We start from the raw sequence: 19,548 nt of genomic DNA, 5'->3' as shown, positions 1-19,548 counted from the left end.
TGAAAAGTTTCTTGCTGCCTATTACGTAGCTCGACATCAACCTACCGTCGCTGGCCGCTTACACTGGCTAACCATTGCGTTAGAACATGCTTTAAAGGCTGACAATGAAGCTACTAAAAGCGCACTCCCCACTTTGTATTCCCAAATTTCGGCGTGCTATGACGACTTGGATGATGTGGAAAACGCCAAAAAGAATCACGAACTAAGTACTTTATATGGAGCAGCTCCTTCTGACAAAGGCCCTTTTTACCATGGTACAAAAGCTGATTTGCAACTGGGTGATTTGTTGATAGCAGGTGGTCTTTCCAACTACCAATCTGAACTGGTAATGAATCATATTTATTTCACGGCGCTGGTCAGCGGTGCAGGTCTTGCGGCAGCATTGGCCAAAGGCGATGGCCCCGAACGCGTGTATATCATTGAGCCTACGGGTAGTTTTGAGCATGACCCGAACCTCACTGATAAAAAATTCCCAGGCAATCTAACTCGTTCTTATCGCTCACAAGCACCTTTAAAAATTGTAGGAGAAGTAACCGAATGGGGCAAACAAACGCCACAGGCGATTCAAACATTTCGTGATAAATTGGACAACAACAAAGGTGAAATCATTAATTAATCGGCCTTTCTTTTTTGTACTGGTGCTTGTTTCGTTCGGCAAACTAACGGCCCAATCGCCAGTTACCCCCGAAAAAATCAACTTTGTTCGGCAAGGTGTTCGTCGGTTTATTTTTGATGAAACGCAGCAACTACCGTTGGCCGCCCTGCACCCCCGCGAAATCATCGGCTTATCGGCCATGTATCCCGTCCGCCATGCTTTACCAACGCCTGCGGAAGTGAACGTGCTTTCCCAACAATTATCCATTCAATCAACGTCCGAAACACAAACGTCTATTTGGTTTGGCGGCTTCAATCCGTTTGCTACCTATATCCTTGACCTCGCCCGCTGCCAAGGCCAAGGTGAGATGGGTTTTGAGTTTACGGATGCGTCCCAAAGCGAGCAGTTTGTGGTTAAATTGGTTTTTAAGGACGAACAATTGCTAGACGTACGCCAAAAAATAGTAAAAAACGCACAGGTAGTTACGGAGTCTTCCATTGCCACAAAAAACAGCAAAAACACCCAAATAAAAGGCAAAATCATCCTCCAAATGCTCGGCAGTGGCCTAACGCTTTTCCTGGAAAACGGTGATTTACCACGCCCAATCGGGCAGTTTGATTTTGGTCAAATCCTAGATTTACGCCACAAAAAATACCTTCATTCGTTCCAAGCTCGCTTGTACGTGAGGCTTCAGAGAGGAGAAGTGCTTATTCACAAAGTGGAATCGGTGCTTAGTAGCGGCATGGGGCTGGCCGACATCCGCGCCATCACCTACGAAGATGGCAGTCCGCTCTTGGACAAGGGGCGGCTTTGGTACACCATGACAATCCGAGGACGCGCCTTGCCCCATCACGTTCAGGGGGTATTTAGCCTCGACCCCACCACCTTCGACCTCCGATTGGAAGGCGTGATTGTATTTGACCGAAACGACGGTTTGCTCCGCAATGAGGTGGCGTCTCACTTGTTTTACGACCGAAAAGAAAAGAGTTGGCGAGGACTGACGACGGGATTTAGTGCCTACGCCAAGCCCGAAGAGAAAAAACAATTGTTGGCCATCGAAAGCCAACGCGACCCTCGGTTTGGGTTTTCGGTGATGAAAGCCACGCCGTTTGGCCTCGTGGGCGACATCGAAGACCCGCACGTTGTTTTTGATTCCACAGCCCGTAAGTGGCGGATGCTCACCTGCGAAAACCAAAACGGTTACAAGGCCATTATGCTCGAATCGGATGAGTGGAACAAAGGCTATCGGCGCATTGCAGGCCCCGTTCAGCACAATTCGACGGGAACGTCTATTCAGAAAATTGGAAACGAACGTTATTGTTTTTCGGGAAGTCAGGAACGGCAACTATTTATTTACTCCTATCCTACACTCCAAAAAATAGGTACCCTACAAATGGATTTACCCCCGTGGGACGCTACTTCGGGTACGAGGGTGTGGCCCAACGTCGTTGAACTGCCCGAAGGATACCCTTTTCGGTACGTGGCGTTGATGATGGATCGCTTCAATTTTCCTAGGCTCGAAGGTCCTAATTGGACGTACGGAGCGTTGTATTTGTATCATGGCTACGAGGATGAATAAGGTGTCATCAGTATGCTATTATCGACGATTTTAGCACACTGATGACACTGATTTAACAGATTCACACGGATTAAACCTTCGGACGATAACCCCAAAACCAAAAAATTTACAAAAAGAACTTGCGAAACCAAAAAGCTGCGCCTACATTTGCAACCAATTGGCTTCATAAATAAAAAACAACAATGAGAAGAGACGTGTTTCAGGCCATTGCTGACCCTACCAGACGGGCGATTATTGCGTTGATTGCGTTGCAGTCGATGACCCCCAATTCGATTGCGGAGCATTTTGACACCACACGTCAGGCCGTTTCGAAGCACTTACGCATCCTGACCGAGTGTGAATTGGTGAAACAAGAACACAAAGGACGCGAGATTTACTATACGCTTGAGCTAGAACGAATGAAAGAAATCGACAAATGGCTTGAGCAGTTTAGGGAGATTTGGGAAACGCGTTTCAGCCAGCTTGATACGTTATTACAAACCATACAAAACCAACAAACGTAAGCAGCCTTCTGTTTACAAAATCTCAATATCAAATTTTCGGTAGTTGTCGAGTGCGGGGTCGTTGCTGGGTAAATCAGTGATAAGCGTGTCGATAGCCGAAAGTTCGCATACCTTAAAAAAATCGACGGTTTCGAGCTTTTCTTTGTTGCTCAACACAATCGTCTTGCGGGCCGATGCCATCAGGATTTTCTTTACTTCTCCCTCGTCTTGGATAGAGGCGGTGATTCCGATTCGACTGTCTATCGAACACGCTCCCATAAAATACACATCGGCTTGGTACTTTTGGGCTTCGAGGCACGTTTGAACTCCTACGTTGGTTTGCGTACTTCGGTTATAATTTCCCCCCAATACAATCACTTCGATTCCATGGTGCGCCGACAACAGCGAAAGTAAGGCTATGTTATTGGTTATCAGCCGAAAACTGGCATCAATCGGAATACTTGAAACAAACGCCAGCATGGTCGTACCTCCGTCTATAAACACGGTTTTAGCTCCCAAGAGCTGTTGTTGGGCTTTGAGCGCAATTACTTTTTTAGCGTCGGGAAACATATCCGCGCGGTCTTGAAACGAAAGCGGGCTCGCCGAAGGGCTAATGGCTCCGCCTCTTACTTTCACTAGCAATCCACTCTTTGCAAGTACTTCAATGTCTCGACGGACAGTATCTTCTGAGACGTTCAAACTCAACGCCAACTCTTCAAACGAAGCTTTATTGGTCGCTTTTATGACTTTCAAAATATGGTCAAAACGCTCCTCTTTTAACATTTTTTGAGGTTTTTTATATTTTCAAACGTGAAGCCAAACGTGAAGCGGGTTGCTCACAACCCGCCCCTTTTCCAATATTGGCGTGCGTTAAATCGGGTTGTGAGCAACCCTCAACACGGGCAAAATCGGGTTGTGAGCAACCCTTTGCACGGGCAAAAATCGGGTTGTGAGCAACCCTCAGCACGGCTACTTCCTGCCATACGCTATGGCTACTAACAGCAGCAAAAAGCCCGTGAAACCGAATGCTATCGACAAGGACGTTTGTTGCGCGATGAACCCTAAAATAGCTGGGCCTGCCAATTGACCAGCGTAACCCATGCTCGTAATGGCCGCAAGGGCGACCGAACTTGGTACATTTTTGAGTCGTCCACCTTCGCTGAAAAACACAGGGACGATGTTGGCCGCGCCAATTCCCACCAAAACAAACCCTACAAAAGCGCCAATAAGCCAAGGTGTTCCGACAATGAGGGCAAAACCTGCGACACCCACAAACGCTCCTCCCGACACTACCGTTTTGGTATCTAATTTTGAAACTACTTTATCGCCCACCAAACGCATGACCGCCATGGCAACTGAAAACGCCGCGTAGCCTACTCCCGACAATGCCTCCTCTACCCCTCGGTTGTCGCGGAGAAAAATGGCGCTCCAGTCGAGCATGGCTCCTTCGGCCAAAAACACCGCAAAACACATCGCTCCCAAAAAAAGCACTTGGGCATTCAGCCAAGAAGCACCTCCTGAGCTTTCTTCGCTTTTTTCAGGCGCAAATCGGCGATTGACTTTCACTTCGGTAGCGGCATCCATCAAAAAACGAAACTGGGTAAGTACAATCAACATCATTAATCCTGATACAGAAATGGCCGCCATCAACGGCGTTATACCCAACTTTATCAATAGCCCAATGGCCAGCGGCCCTACCAGTCCCCCTACGCTAAAAAAGCCGTGGATAGACGACATGATGGGTTTTTCCGACAAATTTTGAATCTGAACCCCGTGTGCATTCATGGCGACATCGATGCTACCAAGACCTGCCCCAAACACGAAAAGCATGGCCGCCATGGCCACCGAAGAATCCATAAGCAACAGCAGCGGCAACGCCACCGACATCACGATGGCAGAACCAATCATCGTTTTTAGGGAGCCTATTTTGGAAATCAGCCAACCCGAAATCGGCATCAGGATAATTGCCCCTGCGCCTAAAAACAACAACAAAACCCCCATCCTACCGTCGTCGAGGCCAAGTCGGTCTTTGGTATAAGGAACCATTGGCGCCCAACTCGAAATCCCAATACCGCACACCAGAAAAATGGCTTTGAGGGCAAATCGTGCTTTTTTCAGATCTAATTCGATGGCATCGTCGCGGAAATTCATGTTTGTACGAGATTTTTTGGTAGAAAACTTCAATTATTTTGCAATTATAAGCAAATTTGCAAAATATTGCAAAAAAAACAAACTCTATGAAAATCGAACACATTGCCATTTGGGTACAAAACCTCGAACAAATGAGGGCTTTTTACGAAACTTATTTTGGTGCCATTTCTAGCGCCAAATACCACAATCCAACCAAAAATTTTCAATCGTATTTTTTGTCTTTCGAGCAAGGAGCACGCCTCGAATTGATGCACAAGCCTGAAGTAAACAACATATCCCAAACAGTTGAAAATCAACGATTAGGAATTATACATTTGGCTATTTCGGTCGGAAGTAAAGAGCAAGTGGACAAGCTAACTAAAAAGCTACAAGAAAATGAATTTCAGGTAGTTGGAGAACCAAGAATGACTGGAGATGGTTATTATGAAAGTGTGATTTTAGATCCAGAAAACAATCTTATTGAAATTACTGAATAGGGATAAAAAGTAGTTATTCGACATATACCTCTTTAGTACTTTTGTAAGGTTTATCTATCGAAAGGCAATGGAATTTATCGAAATCTACAGCGGAACTTGGATACAATGCCAAATGGCCAAAAAACTTTTGGAAAGCGTAAAAATCAAAGCCATTCTAAAAGACCCAAACATGGGCTCAAGTTCTACTTTTTGTCGCCCGAGAGGCAATATTAAACTGTTGGTACTCGATTCGGACTACGAATCGGCTACCAACATTGTCACTAAATTGTAAAAAGCTACCCCCAGCTTTTTAGCGAATCATCTTCCTCCGATGTTCGACGCCCCAATGCTGCATCGAACTCAATACGTCATTCAGGCTTTCGCTGTAAGGCGTAAGCGAATACTCCACCGTAATCGGTTTTGTGTTTTGGACAGTACGGTTGACCAACTCGTTCATCTCTAGTTCTTGCAACTCCTTCGACAATATTCTCGGCGAAATCCCCGCCTCCCGCGACAGTTCTCTAAACCTCCGCGGCCCCGTCATTAGAATGGTCAGCAAAATAAGTTTCCACTTTCCCCCTACCACATCCAACGTATCTCGAATGGCCAAAATCGACTTTTGACAGGCTTCTTTTGTGTGTATGGTATCCATTTTGTAATCGGTATCCTTTTTGTAACAGGTTACAAATGTATAGCATTTTAAAAGAACTTTGCCCCGAAATCAAAAATTTAAAAACCATGTCATCCAAATCAATTAAAATTACGGGCTGGGCGTTAACCGCTGTTTTAGGGCTATTATTTGCGTTTAGTGCATTCTTAAAAATTAGCCAAAACGAAGCCGCCATCGCCCAAGCAAGCGCCATTGGCATTAATGCCCATACGTACCGTCTCATCGGATTGGTAGAAATTACGTCATTGATATTGTTTCTTGTTCCACGAACGGCCATCATCGGAGCTTTCTTTCTCATCGCCTACATGGGCGGCGCCATCGCAACGCACCTCCAACACCAGCAACCTGTCGGTATGGCCATCGGCGTGCAGGTCGTTCTCTGGATTACAATTGCGGTGCGTTTCCCCGATTTGCTCCAACGCGTATTTTCGCCTAATTTAACAACGCATTAAGTATTTCAATCAACTACAGCTATGAACCAACGTACCATTAAATTTGCTTTTACCCCCAAATTCCACCAAGGTTTTTTAGGAAAAGGGCACGCCGCTGCGGCACTCATTGACGGGCAGCATTTCCCCCAAACCGACCCGTTTTTTTTACTCATGGACGATCAGCTCAACTTACCTGGCGGCCCACCCGTAGGAGGGGCGCATCCTCACGCGGGTTTTGAAACCGTCACTTTTGTTGTTGATGGAAATGATAAAGAATGGCAAAAAGGAAGCCTCGAACTCATGACGGCAGGGAAAGGAATTGTTCACACCGAAGAGATTACGGCGCAAACCACGCTGCGGATTTTGCAATTGTGGTTGGTCTTGCCGCCCGAAAAACGCTGGATAGAACCTTCTTGGCAAAAATTAACCCTCGAAAATGTACCTACGCTCCAAAACGAGCAAGGTACGATTCGGGTATATAGTGGCAGTAGCCACGGCCTCACCTCGCCCTTGCGCAACCACACCCCTTTTACTTTGGTCGATTTCCAGCTCAATGCCACCTCGGAAGTAACCCAACCGATTCCTGCACACTACAACGGATTTGTTTACGTTCTTGAGGGAAGTGTAACCGTTGGCGGTCGCCAGTTAGAAAAAGGCCAAGTCGGATGGCTGGATTCATTGAACGAAACGGAAAGCGAACTCCATGTTCAAAGTACCAAACAGGGCGCTCGTTTTGTCCTATACGCAGGACAGCCTCACCAAGCTCCCATCGTCAGCCACGGGCCATTTATTGGCGATACGCAGGAAGACATTGTACGACTGTACCGCGAATACCGTCAAGGTAAAATGCCTCATTTGAATGAAATTTGACACCATAGACTATTTAAAAACGGGAAACGAGCGACAACAACGCGCCTACGACGTACTGACCAACCACCGAATTTTGACGCAACTCGCGCCATTTTCGCCTGTGTTGGTTGGTACGATTCCTATCAATATTGACATCGAAAGCAGCGACCTTGACATCATTTGTCAGTGGTCAGACAAAAGCGATTTTGCAGCAACGCTCCATTCATTGTTTGGCCATTACCCCAATTTTACTTTTTGGGAAAATCCCGCTCATCAAGCCGTCGTTGCACATTTTATAGTCGATGGGGTTGAAATTGAGGTATTTGGCCAAAACATTCCCCCAAAAACTCAAAACGCCTACCGCCATATGCTGGTTGAAGACAAACTCCTCGCTCAGCACGGCGAAGCTTTTCGGCAGCAGATTGTTTCGTTGAAGCGACAAGGATACAAGACCGAGCCTGCCTTTGCCCTGGCCTTGGGTCTGGAAGGCGACCCCTACTTAGCGCTCCTTACGTTGGAGGTTTAGGCTTACCAAAAAGTACAGACTTGGAAAGTCTTTGGCCTTCTTGTTATCCTTGTAAGATTGTTTTTCGACTATCGTTTGTAAACAAACATTCTTATGACTTTTTGGTACAACGCCATTGCACCCTTTACGCCTCAGTACCACGCTCATGGACATTCATGGGATGACTATGCGGCTTGGTACGGGTTACATCATTTGAAAGAAATGGTTTCTTTGGACGCGTTGCTCAACCCCTCTGTCGTCGAACCAGACTACAAAAGCAGTGAGGACTGGACATATATTGTTTGCGATGGCGTCTGGTTGACTGGCTTTTATAGCTCCATTGACTACGTACTTCAGCGTACCAAATCTATTCACTATCAACTAATTGCAGTCGTAAAAGAACCTACCGAAGCTTGCCATCAAGTACCGCTCGATGGCTTTGAATTTATAGGTTATGACCTACTGGATGACGCCTACTCAATCAGTACTTTAACCAATTGTACGGGAATGGCAAGCACGCTCATGCCAGACGATTTTAATGAACGCGGACTTCTCCGTGATTACAATCGCGCGATTTTGACCCAAAAAGAATTTATTGAATTAAACCCCAATGAACCACACTCGCGGTGTTATGTGATGGCGGTTTGGCGGCAAAAAATTGAGATATCTTCCTAAATAGTAAAATTCCCCTTACCTTTGTTGCATCATTTCGGCGTCAGATACACCAGCCTCTCTGCGTCCAATTTATTACTTCCATGTGAGATTCACTTTCTTTCCGATTCAATAAATAGCCCCGTCGCGATGCGGCGGCACGTGCTTTTTTATTCACTCCTAAAGAAAGAAATCATGCTGATTCTCCAGAATATTTCCTATACACATCCCAACAAATCACGGTTGTTTGATGAGCTTCATTTGACCGTAAATACCCACGAAAAAATCGCATTAATTGGCAACAATGGCTCAGGGAAATCGACGTTGTTGAAAATCATTGCGGGTGAATTATCCCCTTCTACTGGTCAACGGATGGTGCAAGCAACCCCCTATTATATACCACAAGTAGTAGGTCAATTCAACCACCTGACGGTCGCGGAGGCACTTGGAGTAGCCCAGAAACTAACTGCTTTGCAAGAAATATTGGCAGGCAACGTCACGGAAGAAAACCTTCTTGTACTAGATGACGATTGGACGCTAGAAGAACGGATTCAAGAAGCATTTGCCTATTGGCAGCTCACCGAAATTGACCTTACAGAACCGTTAGCAACTTTGAGTGGTGGCCAAAAAACAAAGGTATTTTTAGCAGGAATCGACATTCATAACCCAGACTTTATCTTGCTCGATGAGCCTAGTAATCACCTAGATACGGCGGCGCGGCAGTTGCTCTACGGCTTTATGGAATCCACCTCCAAAACGCTCATCGTCGTCAGCCACGACCGCACCTTACTCAATTTACTTGATACCGTCTGCGAACTTGGAAAGCGAGGGATTACCGTCTATGGAGGCAATTATGATTTTTACGCCGAACAAAAAGAAATCCAGTCGAATGCCCTCCAACACGACGTTCAAAGCCGCGAAAAAGCGCTTCGGAAAGCCAAAGAAAAGGAACGTGAAACGCTGGAACGCCAACAAAAACTGGACGCGCGCGGAAAACAAAAGCAAGAAAAAGCGGGCGTGGCGCGTATTATGATGAATACCCTGAGAAACAATGCCGAAAACAGTACCTCAAAGCTAAAAAGTGTTCATGGTGAAAAAATTGACGGCCTGGCCCAAGAATTACGCGACCTCCGCTCGTCCCTTCCCGACATCGACAAGATGAAGTTTGGGTTTAACAACTCTTTTTTGCACAAAGGAAAAATCTTGTTTGCGGCCGACCAACTCAATTTCAACTATGGTCACAAGTCACTTTGGCTGGAAAGTTTAAACTTCCAAATCACTAGCGGTGAGCGCATTGCGTTGAAAGGATTGAATGGCTCGGGGAAAACCACCTTGATTAAACTCCTGTTGGGATCGCTCCAACCGTCGGCAGGCGCCTTGCATCGAGCGGCGGGGCAAGCGGTATATATCGACCAAGATTATTCGTTGATTGACCCGCGTTTAAGCGTTTTGCAGCAAGCTCAACAGGCCAACAGCGCGGCGCTGCAAGAACACGAAATCAAGATACGCTTGCATCGGTTTTTGTTTGACAAAGAAACCTGGGACAAGCCTTGCGGTGCGTTGAGCGGCGGCGAGCGAATGCGCTTGATGCTGTGTTGCCTCACAATTGGAAGCCAAGCTCCTGACCTGATTGTGCTAGACGAGCCCACCAATAACCTTGATATTCAAAACATTGACATCTTAACTGCTGCCATCAATGAATACCAAGGGACGCTCCTCGTGGTTTCGCACGACGCGCATTTTTTGGAACAAATACGGGTTGAGCGATTTATTTTACTTTAGAAACTACGTCGAAGAATCTTATCAAAAATTGGTTATTTTTGGGTCAACACATTCTTTAACCACTCATGTCACTTACACGTTACACCAAACTCGTTTTTTGTTTATTCATAGCTCACCTAAGCTACGCTCAAAATCGCTTATCGCCAGGAAGCCACTTTGCTACTGTGAATGGAACTACCCTGCACTACTATGTGGCAGGAAAAGGCCCCGTTATGCTCTTCCCAACCCCAGGCTGGGGTGCTTCGATGGAGTACCTCAAAAACTATTTTCATCCGTTTGAGCAGTACTTTACCATGGTTTATTACGACACCCGCCATAGTGGACAATCCAAAGGCCCCGAAGACCCCAAGCAATACACTACCTCGTTTTTTATGGAGGACATGGATGCCCTAAGGCACTACCTCAATCAGCCCAAAGTGTGGCTTTCAGGCCATTCAATGGGTGGGTTTCAGGTGCTTTCGTACGGTATTAGCCACCCCAACAATGTTAATGGCATTGTTGCCATTGGTGCTTTGGCGGGTCGGGACAGCTTGTACGAAGCTGAAATTCAAAAAGCCATATTAAAACGTAAGGAAAAACCCTATTTTGAAGCAGGAGTCAAGGTGCTTATGAACTACGACCCCACTATGACGCTTACCCAAGCTATGAAGTTTATTATTCCATTTTATTTTCACGACGAAAAAAACATAGAGGCTTTTATCAAAAAAGCGGGCAGTTTTAACGACCAAGTGGACAAATATACCCAAACCGCCAATTTTGGAACGGAGTATCTTTTTCCGAAACTTTCCTCTATCAACGCCCCCACTTTCGTCGTTGTAGGAGACGATGATTTTATTTGCGACAAAATTTCTCAATCGGATCGTATTGCCAAACAGATTCCTCAATCGACCGAAGTAATCATTAAAGACGCAGGACATTTCCCGTTTGTAGAACAACCTCAGTCTTTCTTCCTAGAATGCACCAAATGGTTTGAAAAACAAGGTATTAAAAAACAGAAATAGCATTATTTTTATCGAATCACGTTTGATAAACCCTCTTTCTACCATGCAAAACGATTTTATTGAAAGTACTCGCAAGCAATTTGAATACTATAAACTGCTGGGCGATAAAACCATGCAACAACTCAGCGATGAACAGCTGTTTTGGAGCTACAACGAAGAAAGTAACAGCATAGCCACCATTGTAAAACACCTCTGGGGCAACATGCTTTCGCGTTGGACCGATTTTTTGACCACTGATGGGGAAAAGGAAAGCCGTAACCGCGATGCTGAATTTATCAACGATGCCACCACCCGCCAAGAAGTACTTGAGCAATGGGAAGAAGGCTGGACCTGTCTTTTCCAAGCCCTTGATGCTCTGAGTTCTGACGACCTCACTAGAATTATTTACATCCGTAACCAAGGCCATACCGTAACGGAAGCCATTCATCGGCAATTGGCGCATTATCCTTACCACGTGGGCCAACTGGTATTTATCGGTAAAATGCTTGCTACGCAGTGGACTTCCCTTTCGGTACCGCGCGGAAAATCGAGTGATTTTAACCAAGAAAAATTCTCCCAACCAAAACTACGTGCCCATTTTACGGACGAAATTTTGAAAAAAACGTAAAATTGCACTCATATTACCCCTAATTTCTATGCAAGAACGCGAACAAATCATACAAGCGTACGTCGAAGCCTACAACCGATTTGACGTAGAAGGCATGTTGGCTCACCTCGACGAAAATGTACAGTTTGAGAACATTGCCAATGGCGAAGTCAACCTTCATTTAGAAGGCAAAGAGGCCATTCGCCAGCAAGCGGAGCAGTCAAAAGGCTATTTTTCAGAACGTTGCCAAACCATCACGTCGTTCAAACACGAAAACGACCTTTGTGAAATCGAGGTAGATTACGAAGCCGTTTTAGCCATGGATTTGCCAATGGGACTCAAAAAAGACGACCGAATTCAGCTGGAAGGCCGCTCTATTTTCCAATTTAAAAACGACAAAATCATCGCCCTGACGGATATTAGCTAGGATTGGTTTTGATTAATTCCCCCATCTTCACGCTATTTCATTTATTCTTACGTTATTTTTGTAAATCCTAACCCAGTACGGAATGACGCGTTTTGTAGGCATACTTTCAATCGTTTTTTTTGGTTTGTTGGTGAGCGCTTGTGCCGTGTTCAAGTCATCGCCTCCTCCTGCTAGAACTACCACAAAAACGCCCGCTACCAAACGTCCCCTACTGACCAAACCCAAAGGTGCTTACCAAAATTACGTGCGCGACATTGTACGCAGTGCTCGTGCTTATACGGGCACGCCCTACCGCAGTGGCGGTAACGACCGAGGCGGCATCGATTGCTCAGGATTGATTTGCTCGGTTTATACCGAAGTGGGCCTCAAAGTTCCGCGCATTTCGTGGCAGCAAGCTGAATTTGGCACCGAAGTCGAGGAAGTACACGACATCCGTCCTGGCGACTGGATTTTCTACGTACCCGACGCGGGCAAAGCGGGCTACGTTTCGCACGTGGGCATTGTAACCGAAGTGCGCGGCAAAAACGACATTCTATTCATTCACGCTTCGTCGTCCAAAGGTGTCCGCGAAGACAACCTCTTTTCTAAGTACTTCAAAAATCGTTTTGTGAAGGCCATGCGGCCGTTTTGAAAACATACTAGTATTTTAAAACGTGTTAATAGTAGGTTATTTACATTTTAAAATATGATTTTCGGTAAAACAACTTTAAAAAATGCCGAATATGAGCCTATTCTGAAAACTATTTTTCAGAATAGGCTCATATTCGGCATACGCAAGTATTTCAAAATAGGCAACAAGCCAACACATCAAATACATCATTTTCTATCAAACAATTGAGCAAAAAACTTCAGTTGACAACAGAAATGTTCCCATCCTAGTAGCGCAGACAAAACTATTTAAGGCTTCATTAGGATTCTAGTCTGAATTTGGCCTGTTGTACTTGCCTTTAGCAGTAGCATCCCCATCGACAGATTACTAATATCCAATTGTTCGATATATTCCATTGTAGTTACATTAACGTAATACTCCCAAACTATTCGACCTTTCAAATCTATCAGCTGTAAATGAACCAATTGCTTCGCTGCACCACTAATCTTAATCCAAACGCTATTACTGGTAGCAGGATTAGGATAAAGCTCTATCTGAAAGGGAGTATTTCCTGATTGAACAGACAGAATGGGGTCGGCTTTTACAGTTAGAATGAAAGGCTGCGAAATGGCATTACCACAATCCCCACTTACTGTACAAACATAGGTACCGCTTTGACTGGTCGTAACTCCTGTCAGACTAAGCACTCTAGTACTTGCCCCTGGCACGACAACCCCATCTTTAGTCCATTGATAAGTAAGATTACTACCAGTTGCCGAAAGCGAAATACTGACTGAAGCACCGACTGCAACGACTGAACCACTATCGGGCTGCACGGTAATTTTTGTGCGTGGTGTGCTGTTATTTTCAGTAATTACTATACTGGCACTTGCTATACAGCCGTTGGCATCAGTTACTTCGACGGAATATGTACCAGCCTTATCGATAACAGCTTTTCCATCCGTCCCCCCTTGCTTAACAATCCCTGGGCCTGCAAAAAGATAATTCAAACCTCCGCTGGCCGTTAACTCAACTGTTGGCGTTGCACAAGTCAGTGTGTTTGTGCTTGAACTTATCCTAACTGACGGTGTAGGATTAACTGTAACGCTCGCCGTAACCGACTTTCCATCTTTGCTGTAAGTAATGACATGAGAACCAACACCTGCCTTTGTAGGGTCAAAAACATTTCCTGTAATGCCAGCCCCCGTGAATATTCCACCTGAAGGTACCCCAACGAGAGCTTGTGATGTTGCATTGCTACAGTAGCTGTTTTGCAGACCCTGGATGCTCATCTCTGTTAAAAACTGTGACCAACTTACCTGTTTGCCACCCGTTCCAGAAGCGCCGGACATGTCTTTAACATTAGCAGCCTGTGCAGTAAATACATAAAGCCCGTTTCCGGTAGTGATTGCTGTAAGGTCTATGTTAAAAGAAACAGAGTCCATTCTGGTAATGACAACAGACGAATTGATGATATTGAAGCCACCCTGTAAGGAAAGATTTAGGTCCTCAAAGGTAAAGGTTGCTGGATCAATTCTCTTATTAAAGTAAACCTTTAAATTCTTTACCTGTGTTGACGATACCTGAGTTGGAGCGCCTTCGATTCTATCAATTTTGGGGCCATTATCCTTCGGTTTCCAAACAATTGTATAAGTAACAGCGGCAGTTGTAGCAAAGTTATCTACCATATGGAATTTGTTTTCATAAATCGGCGAACGGCTAACGGGTAATGTGACAAAGGTGAGCCATACATTATTCAGAGGAATTACCTGCCCATCACTACGGGTAACGCTAACTAATTCATAAAGCTTGTTCCCAGGATCAGGTAGATTAATGTAATTGAATCCAGCCTCTGATGGAGTTACTGTCAACTTATTGGTGTACGTCGGCCCCGAGATGGGGATATTGAAACTTCCATTAGAAGCCTGGCTAACTTTTGCTGTTTTGTTCCCCTGCGAGAAGTAAATTATATCAGGTCGGTCATTGACGTCGAAAACATCATTGACAAGAAAGTCGGTTATCCCATCTTCAAGTTCCCCATACAATCGGATACTTTTTGTCAATTCATGGAGTTTGACACCTTGCACTAAGCTTAGATTCTGATTGCCAAAACTGCTCTTGTGAAGAACCTTTGCATCGTAACTGACGAATTTTCCAAGTAGTGAACTTGTAAAGTACCACTGGCCGATTTTTGTCTTTAAAGGTTCAATCGTGCCAAAATTGATATTCGTCAGCCCCAATTGCATTGGTTTACCTTGCAGGTTAGAACCGATTAGGTTGAAATCTATAGCTAAACCTTTCTCATTTTCAACAATTTTCGGTTGAGCCGATGATATGGTCATGTCGCGCGCATATCCGTAACCCTGATTTTCAATCATAACTGCCAACTCAGCAGGTACAGAAGGCTCAACCTCCTGAGAAGTAAGAGCATCATCACCCAATATATTTCGCTCCATAAAATAATGAAGCATCAGATTGGGACTGGGGTTAACCGTTATGGGGACTGTAGTTAAAGGCATCGTTACCATTGCTTGTGCATAAGGATCCCAATAATTTACAGAACCGCCAAATTTATACACCTTTGATGTTTGGGGTGCAGCGTTGACCTGCGGGATAAACAGGAATTTGAGAGAACCTTTCTGTTCAGCACCGATATCGGAAAGGCTGGCAGGGTTTTGCGGCTGAATCTCAAAAAGCCCATTAGCAGGTGCACCATTTTCGTCTTTGATTTGAATATCAACAGAAATCTTCTCCATAGCATCCGTCGGATGGCCGTTGAAGATTTCCAGCGTACCTTCAAAAGCCTCCCGTGTCATCGTCAGTTGCTGACTGAATTGAACAGTTACTGAAGCACAAACACCTTTTTGTTCACCATCGATGATTTCGTTCAGAGATTTTATTGATTCTAGGTACATCTCATCAATGGTTTTAAATTGTTTTTTAACCGCATAATTATGTGCCTGAATTAAAGTAGCCACGTAATTTTTAACCTTATTCCAGTTAATAATATTTGGGTAATCAGTATTAGGTGCAAGTATATTTTTTGACTTAGCATCCAGTGAAGTGTTCCATCGGGTGAAAAATGCAGAGAGTTCGGATGAGCTTATATCATATCCAGCCATTAATTCGATGATATCATTTTGAATATTTGTAGGAATATGCTCCTGCTTGGTAAAAAAAGGATTGACAACCAGAGTAAATAAAATAGGCCAACTTTCCCGGTCAATCAGCTCACCATAGCATTCAGCCATCCAGTTTCTGTTTGCTTCATACCCATTTATCACAGCCAATAAATTATCAGCAGCTTCTTTAAGAACAGCATTGGGTAATTCGTTAGCTCTCATTCTTCCATCTCTTTTTCCTTTAATACCAGTACAGCTTACTATAGCCTCATACACTCCTTTTATACAGAAGATCTGATTAATTATCGGCAATTTTTTTACAATTCTTTTTGGTATCTGCTTAATAGCCAGGCCTAAGTTTAATTCCACTGCTGCGTCAATAGCACATTTTTGTAATCCTCTTCCAAAAGCATCCAAATCCTGTGTATTGGATGCCTCAATCAGTTCGCCGCTATAACATATTAGCAAGCCAGTATATTCAGCTACTAATTCGAATGCAAGAACATCTATTGGAATACAGCCTAATACAGCCTGGGCTATATCTGAAATACAGGCCACACAACTTACTTTCTCCTGCTTAAATGAAATCGGAATAATTCCACCAACAGCTTCTCCGCCGCCTAATGGATAACAACCGTAACAAAATCCCCCTCCAGGACATGATCGGCCTGTGTAATTAAAAGTAGCACCAGTATTTTGCCCCAATTCCTTCGAGTCACAGATATAAAAATATAAAGCACCTACAAAATCTGTACAAGGGGCATTAGCAGATGTAGCACTTAAACGTCCGCCCTCTACTCCACTTCGCCTACGCATGATGACTGGAATTTGAATACTATTTTTAGCTGGCAAATCAGCGGGAGTATAATTAGTTATAAATTCGTATTCGCTATCTGTTGTAGGCAAATTCAACGCCACTTCCAGAGCCGTGATAAGTCCATGATTTGTGAGTGTAACCATAAACTGATACGATTGCCCCTCTGAAAGTTGAGGCATTGTTTTAGGCATTTCTATCGTCACTACTGGCATTGGAACGTTGGTTTCAAATTTGGCCTCAAGCACGGTTTCGTATTCATCCTGTACGGTTGTAGGCACTACATTCCAGCTAAAAGTTATAGCCTGATAATTCAGAAATACGGTTGATTCTGTTATCGCTCCAGGGTTGATTTCAATGATAGCTTCGTACGGTAAATGTTTTTCTTTTTCTACGGTAATACGATGTTTTCCTTCTGGTAGATCTGCTTTTGTAAAAACTCCGTCTTCTGAGGTCTTCCCGTTCACATACACTTCACCAGTGAAGTAGTTCGTAATTTTAACAACCGCATCCTTTACTTTTGGCCCATTGCCGTTATTTGTGTTGTATGTATATTGGTTGGTAACCACAATTCTCGCCGTTCCTGTCGCTTGTGAAACTTTCTGAAAAGTGAAGGGAATAGAGAGCGAGTTCCCATTAGCTGCGTTGATTCCAATGGTTCCTTTAATAAGATTATTAACAGGCACTTCAGTCAAGGCCAAAAAGTTAAATACGGCAACAGTTGTATCTCCTGGTACCAATGAAGGCAATGTCTTGGGTGTAACGCTTGTCAGCCATTTTACGTCAGGCAGATTGATTGTAATAGCACCCGTTGCTGCTTGACCTCTGTTAATCAATTTCACTTCGATTCGGCGTTCCCCTACGGACTGCGAAACATTGGCCTGAATGTGCGATATATCGGCTATAATATCAGCATTGGCTGCCCGGCAGTAGTAATAGGTATTTATCTTCTGGATAACACCCTCTTCTGATTTTGCCTGAAAACTAATCTCTTCGCAATTATTTCCGTTTGTCAGCACAGAACCTTTAATCGAGTAACCAATTGTAGCTGATGCGTTACCAGCTAAATTTGGCAGCACCGAGAACTCAACTGTAGCTCCAATTGGCAAGGTGATAGGAGCCAGTGTAAAGTTGGTCAGGCTCTTACCACTCAAATTTTCTACTGGCAGAGAACCACTCAGGGTTTGATTTTGGGTAACTGTAAAAAGAATGTTATTCCCCTTATTAATGCGAACTCCCAGAATATCAAACTTATCCTGTTCGGTTGTCTGATTTAAGCCAGGAAAAGCGGCTCCGACAATATAGTGACCGGATTCTGTTGACAGCGGTACAAACGAGGTCGAAAACTTACCAGACGCATCTGTTGTGTCTAATACAGTTCTTCTAATTCCTTTCGTAATTATGTACACCTCCACAGGAACGTTCGCCACAGCCGAACCATTCGATTTAGTGGCCGAACCTATGACAGGAATATTACTACCTTGCAGAAAATACGTCGGACCTACTGAGGCCGTAGCTGTATAGCTCGGTTCTATCGTGATGCGGACTGGTGCTGATATATTGTTGGTGAACAGGAGCTCGCCCAGCGTTGCGTTAGGATTCACCCAAAACAACAGGTTAAACGACCCCAGTTTGCTAGGAGCTTTCACTGATTTAGTGAGTATTTTTGTCTGATCGGCAGGGAGGGCATCACTAAGTGTGTCTATAGAAAATAGTATATCAGATTCATCAATGACGTTATCTGATGACAGATACCCCCGAAGTAATGTTCCGCTAGGAGCAGTTGTCCCCCCAGTATTTTTAATGGATACCTGATAGTTGACATCATCACCTGCTTGTACTTTGTCAGAAACGAGCTTTACTTGTGAAATCTGTAAATCTGGCTTTTTCAAACTCTCAACTACCACAAAACTTTGTCTAACTGAAGGCGCTGGGTTATACACTTTATCTCCAGTTTGCCGTGCCTCAACAACGACTGTACCTACCGCAGTAAGTGTGAGAGTATTGCCGTTCAATGTGGCAGGTCCAGAGACTACGCTAAAACTAACCGCCAAGCCTGATGTTGCTATTGCCTTCAAACTAAACGGTGCATCTTCTAATGATTTAGCAGAGATAGCATTAAAGGTAATACTCTGATTACGTTTCGAAACTGTAAACGTACGCTGTAATTGTGCCGATTTGAAGAATTGATTACCAGGCTGGCTTGCTGTCACAGTTACTTGACCAACCGTACCAAGAAAAGTAATCGTATTTCCAGAGAGTAATGCTACCCCCGAAACGGGTTGGGTAACAATCGAAAAGCTTACTGGTAGTGCGGATGTAGCGGTTGCCGTCAAGGTCAGCGTGTCATCCACATATTTATTTGGAATTTCTGTAAAAGTGATGGTTTGATCTACTTGGGTTATTTGCTCAATCCATGGTGAAAATAGCACTCTATCTGATACTTTGTTTCCTTTCCCATTAGGGTTAAGCGTTGGGTGCAGAGGTCCCGTGGGTGTTCCCCAGTAGGTGTTTCGGGCATCAATGGTTTCTTTACCATTATTATTAATTCCAAAATTTACATTGCTATAAATTTTATTATCCTGAAGTGTCGGCTTACCGTTATTATTGTAAATCCCCGTTAAGTTTCCAAAGATATTCGAGTCAGTAATCGTCAAAGAACTGGCATTATTATAAATTCCCGTTGCCTCACTGTTACTTATTGTAGATTTCTCAATACGAACCCCCTCTGCATTTATTTCAACAGCCTTACCTGAAGCCCATATGTCTCCCATACTGTCAATCGAAACATACTCCAAAGTCGAAGCTGAACTTCCTGCGTTAAAGAATATTGTCCCTCCATGAGAAGAAACACTATTT

General features: G+C 44.3%; 18 protein-coding genes. 14 read left to right on the top strand and 4 right to left on the bottom strand.

What is annotated here, in order from left to right:
* Positions 1 to 175 precede the first annotated feature (175 nt).
* From arr to FHS57_RS11135, 3 genes are all read left to right on the top strand, one after another.
* Positions 176 to 616: an NAD(+)--rifampin ADP-ribosyltransferase gene (arr, locus tag FHS57_RS32160; RefSeq protein WP_374757997.1), complete on the top strand. Its 441-nt coding sequence runs from the start codon at positions 176 to 178 to the stop codon at positions 614 to 616.
* Positions 600 to 2,174 carry a hypothetical protein gene (locus tag FHS57_RS11140; RefSeq protein ID WP_183973550.1) on the top strand — a complete coding sequence of 525 codons (1,575 nt, stop codon included), beginning with the start codon at positions 600 to 602 and terminating at the stop codon, positions 2,172 to 2,174. Before arr ends, FHS57_RS11140 begins: the two co-directional genes overlap by 17 nt.
* Before the next feature lie 182 nt (positions 2,175 to 2,356).
* Positions 2,357 to 2,677 (top strand): ArsR/SmtB family transcription factor, encoded by a 321-nt coding sequence (locus tag FHS57_RS11135; RefSeq protein ID WP_183973548.1) that lies wholly within the window; start codon positions 2,357 to 2,359, stop codon positions 2,675 to 2,677.
* A gap of 12 nt (positions 2,678 to 2,689) precedes the next feature.
* Here the strand turns inward: FHS57_RS11135 and FHS57_RS11130 are convergent, their stop codons facing one another.
* On the bottom strand, positions 2,690 to 3,439 hold the full coding sequence (locus tag FHS57_RS11130) for a DeoR/GlpR family DNA-binding transcription regulator (RefSeq protein WP_183973546.1): 750 nt from the start codon (positions 3,437 to 3,439) through the stop codon (positions 2,690 to 2,692).
* Between the two features lie 186 nt (positions 3,440 to 3,625).
* On the bottom strand, positions 3,626 to 4,807 hold the full coding sequence (locus FHS57_RS11125; protein WP_183973544.1) for an MFS transporter: 1,182 nt from the start codon (positions 4,805 to 4,807) through the stop codon (positions 3,626 to 3,628).
* 86 nt (positions 4,808 to 4,893) lie between these two features.
* On the opposite strand from FHS57_RS11125, the gene FHS57_RS11120 reads away from it, so the two are divergent.
* Entirely contained in the window at positions 4,894 to 5,283 is a 390-nt protein-coding gene (locus tag FHS57_RS11120) for a VOC family protein (RefSeq protein ID WP_183973542.1), read from the top strand.
* A 67-nt stretch (positions 5,284 to 5,350) separates the two neighbouring features.
* Complete coding sequence (locus FHS57_RS11115) at positions 5,351 to 5,554, top strand: putative signal transducing protein (protein WP_122931786.1); 204 nt, start codon at positions 5,351 to 5,353, stop codon at positions 5,552 to 5,554.
* An 18-nt stretch (positions 5,555 to 5,572) separates the two neighbouring features.
* On the opposite strand, the gene FHS57_RS11110 is transcribed toward FHS57_RS11115, so the two are convergent.
* Positions 5,573 to 5,914 (bottom strand): winged helix-turn-helix transcriptional regulator, encoded by a 342-nt coding sequence (locus FHS57_RS11110; RefSeq protein ID WP_183973540.1) that lies wholly within the window; start codon positions 5,912 to 5,914, stop codon positions 5,573 to 5,575.
* 86 nt (positions 5,915 to 6,000) lie between these two features.
* Here FHS57_RS11110 and FHS57_RS11105 point away from each other — a divergent pair, with 86 nt between their 5' ends.
* The 9 genes from FHS57_RS11105 (at position 6,001) to FHS57_RS11065 (ending at position 12,795) form a co-directional block, all read left to right on the top strand.
* Positions 6,001 to 6,384, top strand: coding sequence for a DoxX family protein (locus FHS57_RS11105; protein WP_183973538.1), 384 nt, complete (start codon positions 6,001 to 6,003; stop codon positions 6,382 to 6,384).
* Between the two features lie 21 nt (positions 6,385 to 6,405).
* Positions 6,406 to 7,233 carry a pirin family protein gene (locus FHS57_RS11100; RefSeq protein ID WP_183973536.1) on the top strand — a complete coding sequence of 276 codons (828 nt, stop codon included), beginning with the start codon at positions 6,406 to 6,408 and terminating at the stop codon, positions 7,231 to 7,233.
* Positions 7,223 to 7,738 (top strand): DUF4269 domain-containing protein, encoded by a 516-nt coding sequence (locus FHS57_RS11095; protein ID WP_183973534.1) that lies wholly within the window; start codon positions 7,223 to 7,225, stop codon positions 7,736 to 7,738. The genes FHS57_RS11100 and FHS57_RS11095 overlap by 11 nt, the downstream gene beginning before the upstream one ends.
* Positions 7,739 to 7,831: 93 nt before the next feature.
* A complete protein-coding gene (locus tag FHS57_RS11090) occupies positions 7,832 to 8,392 on the top strand; it encodes a hypothetical protein (protein WP_183973532.1) in 561 nt (186 codons plus the stop codon).
* Between the two features lie 171 nt (positions 8,393 to 8,563).
* Positions 8,564 to 10,150: a ribosomal protection-like ABC-F family protein gene (gene abc-f, locus FHS57_RS11085; protein WP_183973530.1), complete on the top strand. Its 1,587-nt coding sequence runs from the start codon at positions 8,564 to 8,566 to the stop codon at positions 10,148 to 10,150.
* A gap of 65 nt (positions 10,151 to 10,215) precedes the next feature.
* Positions 10,216 to 11,151: an alpha/beta fold hydrolase gene (locus FHS57_RS11080; RefSeq protein ID WP_183973528.1), complete on the top strand. Its 936-nt coding sequence runs from the start codon at positions 10,216 to 10,218 to the stop codon at positions 11,149 to 11,151.
* 43 nt (positions 11,152 to 11,194) lie between these two features.
* Positions 11,195 to 11,758 carry a DUF1572 family protein gene (locus FHS57_RS11075; RefSeq protein ID WP_183973526.1) on the top strand — a complete coding sequence of 188 codons (564 nt, stop codon included), beginning with the start codon at positions 11,195 to 11,197 and terminating at the stop codon, positions 11,756 to 11,758.
* Between the two features lie 28 nt (positions 11,759 to 11,786).
* Positions 11,787 to 12,164 (top strand): nuclear transport factor 2 family protein, encoded by a 378-nt coding sequence (locus FHS57_RS11070; protein ID WP_183973524.1) that lies wholly within the window; start codon positions 11,787 to 11,789, stop codon positions 12,162 to 12,164.
* 82 nt (positions 12,165 to 12,246) lie between these two features.
* On the top strand, positions 12,247 to 12,795 hold the full coding sequence (locus tag FHS57_RS11065; protein ID WP_183973522.1) for a C40 family peptidase: 549 nt from the start codon (positions 12,247 to 12,249) through the stop codon (positions 12,793 to 12,795).
* 266 nt (positions 12,796 to 13,061) lie between these two features.
* On the opposite strand, the gene FHS57_RS11060 is transcribed toward FHS57_RS11065, so the two are convergent.
* Positions 13,062 to 19,463, bottom strand: a complete 6,402-nt coding sequence (locus FHS57_RS11060) for an immunoglobulin domain-containing protein (protein WP_221225605.1) — start codon at positions 19,461 to 19,463, stop codon at positions 13,062 to 13,064.
* Positions 19,464 to 19,548 lie beyond the last annotated feature (85 nt).

This window comes from Runella defluvii, from assembly GCF_014195535.1.
Taxonomy (GTDB): Bacteria; Bacteroidota; Bacteroidia; order Cytophagales; family Spirosomataceae; genus Runella; species Runella defluvii.
The sequence above is the reverse complement of the archived record's forward strand: the minus strand, read 5'-3'. Positions and strand labels throughout refer to the sequence as shown.